This window comes from Brevibacterium picturae (genome assembly GCF_030453725.1).
Lineage (GTDB): Bacteria > Actinomycetota > Actinomycetes > Actinomycetales > Brevibacteriaceae > Brevibacterium > Brevibacterium sandarakinum_A.
On sequence record NZ_JAKDJU010000153.1, the window covers coordinates 1 to 7,153 of the forward strand.

General features: G+C 64.5%; 7 protein-coding genes and 1 riboswitch. Of the genes, 4 read left to right on the forward strand and 3 right to left on the reverse strand.

Features of this window, described 5'->3' with window-relative positions:
- Positions 1 to 20 precede the first annotated feature (20 nt).
- Positions 21 to 126, forward strand: a riboswitch (TPP riboswitch).
- The 3 genes from L0G76_RS12670 (at position 126) to L0G76_RS12680 (ending at position 3,670) form a co-directional block, all read left to right on the forward strand.
- Complete coding sequence (locus L0G76_RS12670; RefSeq protein ID WP_304357550.1) at positions 126 to 848, forward strand: TenA family protein; 723 nt, start codon at positions 126 to 128, stop codon at positions 846 to 848. (Overlaps the previous riboswitch by 1 nt.)
- A 134-nt stretch (positions 849 to 982) precedes the next feature.
- Positions 983 to 1,972: an ATP-grasp domain-containing protein gene (locus L0G76_RS12675; protein WP_304357551.1), complete on the forward strand. Its 990-nt coding sequence runs from the start codon at positions 983 to 985 to the stop codon at positions 1,970 to 1,972.
- A gap of 219 nt (positions 1,973 to 2,191) precedes the next feature.
- Positions 2,192 to 3,670 (forward strand): phytoene desaturase family protein, encoded by a 1,479-nt coding sequence (locus tag L0G76_RS12680; RefSeq protein WP_304357552.1) that lies wholly within the window; start codon positions 2,192 to 2,194, stop codon positions 3,668 to 3,670.
- Here the strand turns inward: L0G76_RS12680 and L0G76_RS12685 are convergent.
- Positions 3,642 to 4,622, reverse strand: a complete 981-nt coding sequence (locus tag L0G76_RS12685; protein ID WP_304357553.1) for a DMT family transporter — start codon at positions 4,620 to 4,622, stop codon at positions 3,642 to 3,644. The genes L0G76_RS12680 and L0G76_RS12685 overlap by 29 nt on opposite strands.
- Positions 4,623 to 4,803: 181 nt before the next feature.
- Between L0G76_RS12685 and L0G76_RS12690 the strand changes: the two genes are divergently transcribed.
- Positions 4,804 to 5,703 carry an AraC family transcriptional regulator gene (locus L0G76_RS12690; RefSeq protein ID WP_487247008.1) on the forward strand — a complete coding sequence of 300 codons (900 nt, stop codon included), beginning with the start codon at positions 4,804 to 4,806 and terminating at the stop codon, positions 5,701 to 5,703.
- Between the two features lie 69 nt (positions 5,704 to 5,772).
- On the opposite strand, the gene L0G76_RS12695 is transcribed toward L0G76_RS12690, so the two are convergent.
- Together L0G76_RS12695 and L0G76_RS12700 are read right to left on the reverse strand one after the other, a co-directional pair.
- Positions 5,773 to 6,675, reverse strand: coding sequence for an HTTM domain-containing protein (locus tag L0G76_RS12695; RefSeq protein ID WP_304357554.1), 903 nt, complete (start codon positions 6,673 to 6,675; stop codon positions 5,773 to 5,775).
- On the reverse strand, positions 6,672 to 7,153 hold a 482-nt coding region (locus L0G76_RS12700; protein ID WP_304357555.1), incomplete at its 5' end, for a hypothetical protein. The genes L0G76_RS12700 and L0G76_RS12695, both read right to left, overlap by 4 nt.

Sequence of the window (7,153 nt, forward strand, 5' to 3'; positions counted from 1 at the left end):
CGCCGTTCGGTGCTAGGCTCGAAACACCACGGGGGAGCGCTATGAGATTGGCGCTGAGAGTGCGCAAGCAGACCCTTCGAACCTGATCCGGTAAGCACCGGCGGAGGAAGTGAGGACAGACACCGATGACCGATGTCGACACGAAACACACCACCAACAGCGGCATTCGACTGGCCGCGGATGGACCGGTTGCGAGCCTGAGAGCGGAAACGGCTCCAACCTGGGAGGCCGCAGTCGGGCACAGATTCGTCACCGAACTGTTTGCCGGGACAGTCGATGACTCCGTGATGAGTCAGTACCTGATTCAGGACTACCAGTTCTTCGAATCGTTCCTCTCGATGCTCGGTGCGTGCGTCGCTCACGGCGATGCGCTCGGGCCCAAGCTGCGGTTCGCCAAGCAGCTCGGCTTCCTCGAAGCCGACGAGGATTCGTATTTCCTCATGGCCTTCGCCGAGGTGGGTGTCCCTGCCGCCGACTACGCTGACCCCCAGCTGGCTGAGCCGACCGAGGGCTTCCGTGACCTCATGGACGAAGCCGTCGACTCGGCCTCCTACGCAGATCTGCTCGTCGTGCTCGTCATCGCCGAATGGCTCTACCTCGATTGGGGCGAGCGCTCGGATCCGATGCCTCCACGCCGGGTCCATTCCGGGTGGATCGAGTTGCACCGCGGTGACGCCTTCCGGGCCTGGGTGCAGTTCCTCGTCGACGAACTTGAGCGGGTATTCCCCACCGGCGAGGACGCAGAATCCGCCGCGGTGCGAGGCCGACTGACTCACATCTGGCACCGTGGCGTCGACCTCGAACTGGCCTTCTTCGACGAGGCGTACGCTATGAACGAAACTCGGTGAAGCTGGAGCACTCGGTTCACATTCTGCATCCCTGGCATAGACGAGGTCGCTCGGATTAGGATTGTTGAGCAGAACGGGTGTGCGGGTGCATCCAGTCACCCCTCGCCGTCGTTGGAGGATGCGAGGTAATACAGATGAGCACACAGCTGCTTCCCGTAACGGACGTTCCGGCGGTCTACATCATTCATGACAATCCCGAATGGATCGCGCCGTTTGCGCGGGCCCTCGAACGTTCAGGCATCAGCTTCGTCGAATGGCTGCTGCCTGAAGCCTCGATCGATCTCACCGCGGAGCCGCCGCAGGGCCTGTTCTGGTCGCGGTTGTCCGCCTCGGCGCACACTCGCACGGATCCACACGTCAAGGACTACGGGCGTGCGGTGCTCGCCTGGCTCCAGACCGCCGGGCGCACCGTCATCAACGGCGCAGACGTCTACGAACTCGAAGTGAGCAAAATCCGCCAGCACCGCGAGCTTGCCACTCGCGGCTTCGACACGCCGCGCACCTCGGCGGTCTTCGGCAGTGCTGCGCTGTCCACGGCGGCGCGCGATTTCGTCCCGCCCTTCATCACCAAGCACAACCAGGGCGGCAAGGGCCTCGGAGTGCGCCTTTTCGAGTCCCATGCCGAACTCGACGAGGCTGCGGGTGACTTCGCACCAGGTGGTGCGAACGAGCCGATCGACGGGATCACACTGGTCCAAGAATATGTCCAGCCGGCACAGCCGTTCGTCACCCGTGCCGAATTCATCGGCGGCCGGTTCCACTATGCGGTGCGAGTCGATGTCTCCGATGGGTCCTTCGAACTGTGCCCCGCCGAAGCATGCGAGATCCCCGGCGCTTCTGCCACACCACTCGACCCGTTCTCCCTGCGTGAGGACATCACCGCGCGCACGCCCCTCATCGGCAGGCTGGAGACGCTCCTGAGCGAACTGCACATCGACATCGCTGGAATCGAGTTCATCGAGACTGCCGATGGTCGCCAGGTCGTCTACGACATCAACACCAACACGAACTACAACCCGAGCGTCGAAGATGGCCAGCGCGCGGCCGGGCGCACCGCTGCCGCTGACCGGATCGCCGAGTACATAACCGCTGAGGTTGCCGCGTTGACTGTGTCCCATCCTTGATGCTTGCCCGTCGCATTGTTCTCCACCAACTGCTCTCACTGCTGCGCGGAGTCGATAGTGGCAATCGAGTGCTTGTCGGCATTGATGGATCCTCGATAACGAAGATCTGGTTCACCCCGCGATCAGAGGCATCCTCACACCGGGGTAGACCGATTGTGCGTCACGGAGATAGTCCGTCCTCGCAATGGTCGCGTCACCCCTCTCCCTTAGACTGAAGCCATGAGCAACGCTGAGGTAGATGCCGTCGTCGTCGGATCCGGCCCCAACGGCATGGCCGCCGCGGTCACCATGGCTCGGGCAGGTCTGTCCGTGCAGGTCTATGAAGCCCAGTCGACCATCGGCGGTGGTGCCCGCACCATTGACCTGGGCCTGGCTCCGGGCATCACCCACGACATCTGCTCGGCCGTGCACCCCTTGGCGATCTCGAGCCCGTTCTTCGTCGATTTCGACCTCCGTGCCCGCGGCCTCGAGTTCACCACCCCGGAGGTCTCCTACGCGCAGCCTCTCGACGATCAGCCGACAGCGCTGGCCTTCCACGATCTCGACGCGACGGTCGACCGCCTCGGCGCGGCCGGACCCGAATGGCGACGGTTCTTCGCCCCGCTCCTCGATCGCGTCGATGATGCGATCTGGCTCTCCCTCGGCGACAAACGCTCCGTCCCGGAGACTCTGCGCGATGTTCCCGGCATCGCCAATGTGATGAAGTTCGGACTGCGACTGCTGTCCCAGGCGAGCCCGGCCTGGAACATTCCGCTCTCCCACGAATCCACCCAGTCCCTCTTCACCGGCGTTGCCGCACATGCGATCGGCGGACTTCCTGGCATGGGCACGGCCGCCACGGCCACCATGCTCTCGACCGTCGCCCACGCCGGTGGCTGGCCATCCCCTGTCGGTGGCTCGCAGGCGATCATCGACGCGATGGTCACCGACCTTGAGGCCCATGGCGGGTCCGTGACGACGAATGCGCGCATCGATCACGTCTCCGATATGCCGGCGGCCCGGGCCTATCTCCTCGACACCTCGGCACTGAATGCCGCACAGATCTTCTCCGGACTCCTGCCAGCCAATGTCGACAAGTCCTTGCGCCGTTTCAAACAGGGCAACGCCGCTGCGAAGGTCGATTTCGTCCTCAACAGCCCTGTGCCCTGGACTGATCCGGAGACCGCTCGGGCCGGCACCATCCACGTCGGCGGAACCCGGCAGCAGATGGCCGCCGCCGAGGCGGATGTGATCGCCGGACGCATGCCTGCCCACCCGGTCAGCCTGGTTTCCGACCCAACCGTGTTCGACCCATCGCGTGAGGTCAACGGCCTGCGCCCACTCTGGACGTACTGCCACGTCCCCTTCGACTGCCCGATCGATCCGGCCGAATACATCATCAGGCAGATCGAACGCTTCGCCCCTGGTTTCCGCGACACCATCGTGTCCTACAACTCGATCCCCGCATCGGAGATGGCAGCCCACAATCAGAACTACATCGGCGGCGACATCGCCACCGGGCTCGTCTCCTTCTACCGGATGATGGCCCGGCCGCGCATGAGCTGGGACAACTACAGCCTCGGCGTCCCCGGCGCCTACCTGTGTTCGGCGGCGACCCCACCGGCACCCGGCGTGCACGGCATGAACGGCTGGTTCGCCGCTCAGCGAGCGCTGAAGACACGGTTCGGCATCACCGAGGCACCGAGCCTGGCGCCCTGAGCTCGTCCCCTGGACTCCGAGCAGCGTGGGATTTCCTCCGCCGTCGCCACACCCCGTTGGCTACGGCCACCGCGAGGACAACGAGGCCTGCACCGATCGCCTGCCCCAGGGTGAGCATTTCGCCGAGGATGAGCGCCGCGAGCACGAGGGCGAGCACGGGTTGGATGAGCAGCAGGCTCGCCGTCATCGTCGGCACCAATCGGACGCTGCCCCTGTTGATGAGCAGCCACGCCACCACTTGCCCGAGCAGGGCCAAGGCAATGAGGTACATCCATGACTTCGGGCCGATCCCGGCCAGGTGGAGGCCACCGGTGAACTGCGCGATGATTGCCGAGGTCACCGCCGCCGAGGCTGTCGCCCAGGCCAACGGCTGAAGTGTCCCCTCGGCCTTGCGCCTGGTCCCACGGCGGGTGAGGAACATGTACACCCCGTAGCCGATTCCCGCGATCAGTCCGAGAACGGTGCCGAGGACGGCACTGTCGCCCACCTCGGTCAGTGTCACGATGCCTCCCACCAGACCGACGCCGATGAGCATCAGCGGAAGTGCGATGAGGAAACGTGCGCTCACACGCTCACGATCGACGAGCAGCGCGAGCAATGGCAGGACGATGACTTGGACATTGACGAGCACGGTCGAGACGCCCGCGCCCACGAGGTAGATCGACGCCGTCCACGCAATGTAATCGATCCCCAGCGCGATGCCGGCCGCGATCGCCCAGAGGATCCCTGCTCGAGAGAGCCCACCGTGGCGTCGGCGTTCGAAGCGCGCCAGAGGCACGAGGGCGATGACGGCGATCGCGCACCGCAGCACGGCCGTCGTCGCCGCATCGACCCCGGCGAGTTTGACCAGAATCGCGGAGATCGAGAGGCACAGAGCACCCGCGAGCACCGCCGAGACGGCGAACGCGGTCGGCGGCTCCGACGCTGGGGCGCCTTTGGGTGCGGCGGTCATGAGACGACACTATGCCCGCGGAGGCGATTTCGCACCGCCCGTGGGGTGAAATGGCCAGTCCGGCAGTGGGGTGCATCGCTGTGCTGACTCACGAACAACGCGCACATGATTGAATCGGGCAGAGATTGTCGGGCGGTGTACACCGCCTGCGCGGAACCATTGATGAGTGAAGGGAGACATCGTGATCGCTGAACTCAATACGCTCATCGACCTCATCGAGTCGGACCTCGCCGATACCGGCAGCACTGTCGGAGACGAAGGGGTTTCGCATCTCGATGTCGAATCGTTGGCAAGGACACTCGGCACGAGCGAATACCATCTGCGGCGCATGTTCTCGTCCCTGGCGGGGATGTCGCTGTCGGAATACGTTCGACGGCGCCGGATGACCGTGGCTGCCGCCGATGTGGCGGCCGGCCGGGGGCTGTTGGGCATCGCGGTCCGCTACGGATACGGATCGGCCGAGGCCTTCGGGCGAGCGTTCCACTCCGTCCACGGCGTGAGCCCGTCAGCGGTTCGGCGCGACGGTGGCCCCCTTCGCAGTCAATCAACCATCAGGTTCCGCCTGACGATCGAAGGGAGTTCTTCCATGGACACTCGAATCACCGACAAACCGGCGTTCTCACTCATCGGCCACGCCAAGCGCGTGCCTCTCATCCACGAGGGAGAGAACCCGCACATCCGCGAGCACATCGAATCTCTGCCTGCGGATGAGCACGCTCGCCTCAAATCCCTCAGCGACGCAGAGCCCACCGGACTGCTTCAGGTCACAGCCGATGTCGACCCGGACTATCGGGAAGGCACCGAGCTCACCTACCTGCACGGCGTCGCGGTCGGGACACCCGCCTCGGCGCCTGAGGACCTCGACGTCATCGACGTCGTGGCGGGAACTTGGGCGGTCTTCACCACTGCCGGCCGCTTTCCCGAAGCACTGCAGACGACCTGGGCGGCGACGGCAACTGAGTGGTTTCCGTCGAATCCGTGGCAGCTGCGGCCCGGGCCCTCGATCGTTGCGATCATCGACCGGGCAGCGGACTTCAGCACGGCCACCACCGAGCTCTGGCTGCCGATCGAACGCGCGTGACACAATGCCTGTGCGTCCCTGCGGGGACGCACAGGCGTCACCACTGCCCAGTCTCAGCAGCGTCCGCCGTCACCTCGTGCTCGCGGCGAACCGCTTCGGGATCAGCTTCTCCAAGGGCAGGAACGCGGCCCAGCAGATGACCGTCGGCAGGAAGTGGATGCCCAGGGCGATGTAGGTCATGAGGTGGAAGAGCATGAAGAAGATGACGGCACCGTAGAGCCACTTGCCCTTGAGGAACAGCACGATCGGCGAGAGGAATTCGAAGGCCAGCGTCGCCCACTGCCCGGCGATGAGCAGGCCGGGCATCTCGAGGAACGGTTTCGACCATTCGGCACCGCGGCGCATGAGAGCCCAGACGATCACGGCTCCGTTGGCCCAGTGGGTGATATTGCCCGAGGCGATCCACTTCATCACCACCGAGTAGAAATACGTGAGGACGACGGAGATCTGCACGACCCGCAGTGCCCACCCTGCCTTCGCCGAGGTGGTTCCCACGTCCCGGAATCGTGCGATCCCGACCGTCGGCAGCACGACGACGGCGATGACGAGTGCCATGTGATCGTGGGCGACGTACCCGTAGCCCTGGGTGTAGAACATCCACAGCCCGAAGGTGATCGCCACCATCCACCCACTGATGCGCTGGAGGATTCCGGCGGCCGCCAACAGCGAGAAGACGATGATCGCGGCGAGCAGGATCTGTGCGCCGAGGACGCTGACCGGTGGGATGTGGAGGAACCTGGCCAGCCACAGCGGTTGGTAGAGGTCAGGGGTCCATCCGTGTGGGATGACATCGGCGGAGATGGTCAGCACGTCGATGACGACGAAAATGTAGACGAAGACGCGGAAGATCGCGACCCGGGCCAGAGAGATCTGGGGCGTGAACCAGCCGATGATCGGATTGCCGACCTTTGCCTTCGAGGAGGTGCCCGTCAGGGTCTGGGTCTTCGGTGTGGATTTCGCGGGCTTGTTCACTGCACCTCCCAGGTCGCCAGGATCTTGTGTTCGGGCTCGCCGACGCTCTGCCCGTTCTCCAACTGAGTCACGGTGCGGCAGAGGATCATGGACTCCGGCTTCGGCTCATCCGGGTGGAGGCGCTCGTAGGAATCGGCCAAGGTCTGCAGGAGTTCGGGGTGGGCGATGACCCGGTCGAGCTGCGACTCGATGTCACCGCGTTCGATCCCGACTGTGTCCGTGTTGAAGCCGAGTCTGCGCGGTTCGTCCTCGCCGGGGAACTGGGCTTCGATGCACGTCGAATTCACTTCCCCGTTGAGGTCCTTGGCGGTGGCGTACTGGGTCAGCGACCCGAGCGGGAAGAAGTCGTTGGTGTTGAGGAACTGCCCGCAGGTGAGGATGACGAGGGCGATGGCCGTCGCCCCCAAGCGCCACATGATCGACCATTTCGTCATCGGCTTCGGCTTCGTCGCGGTCTCTGAGTCCACAGAGACGGCTG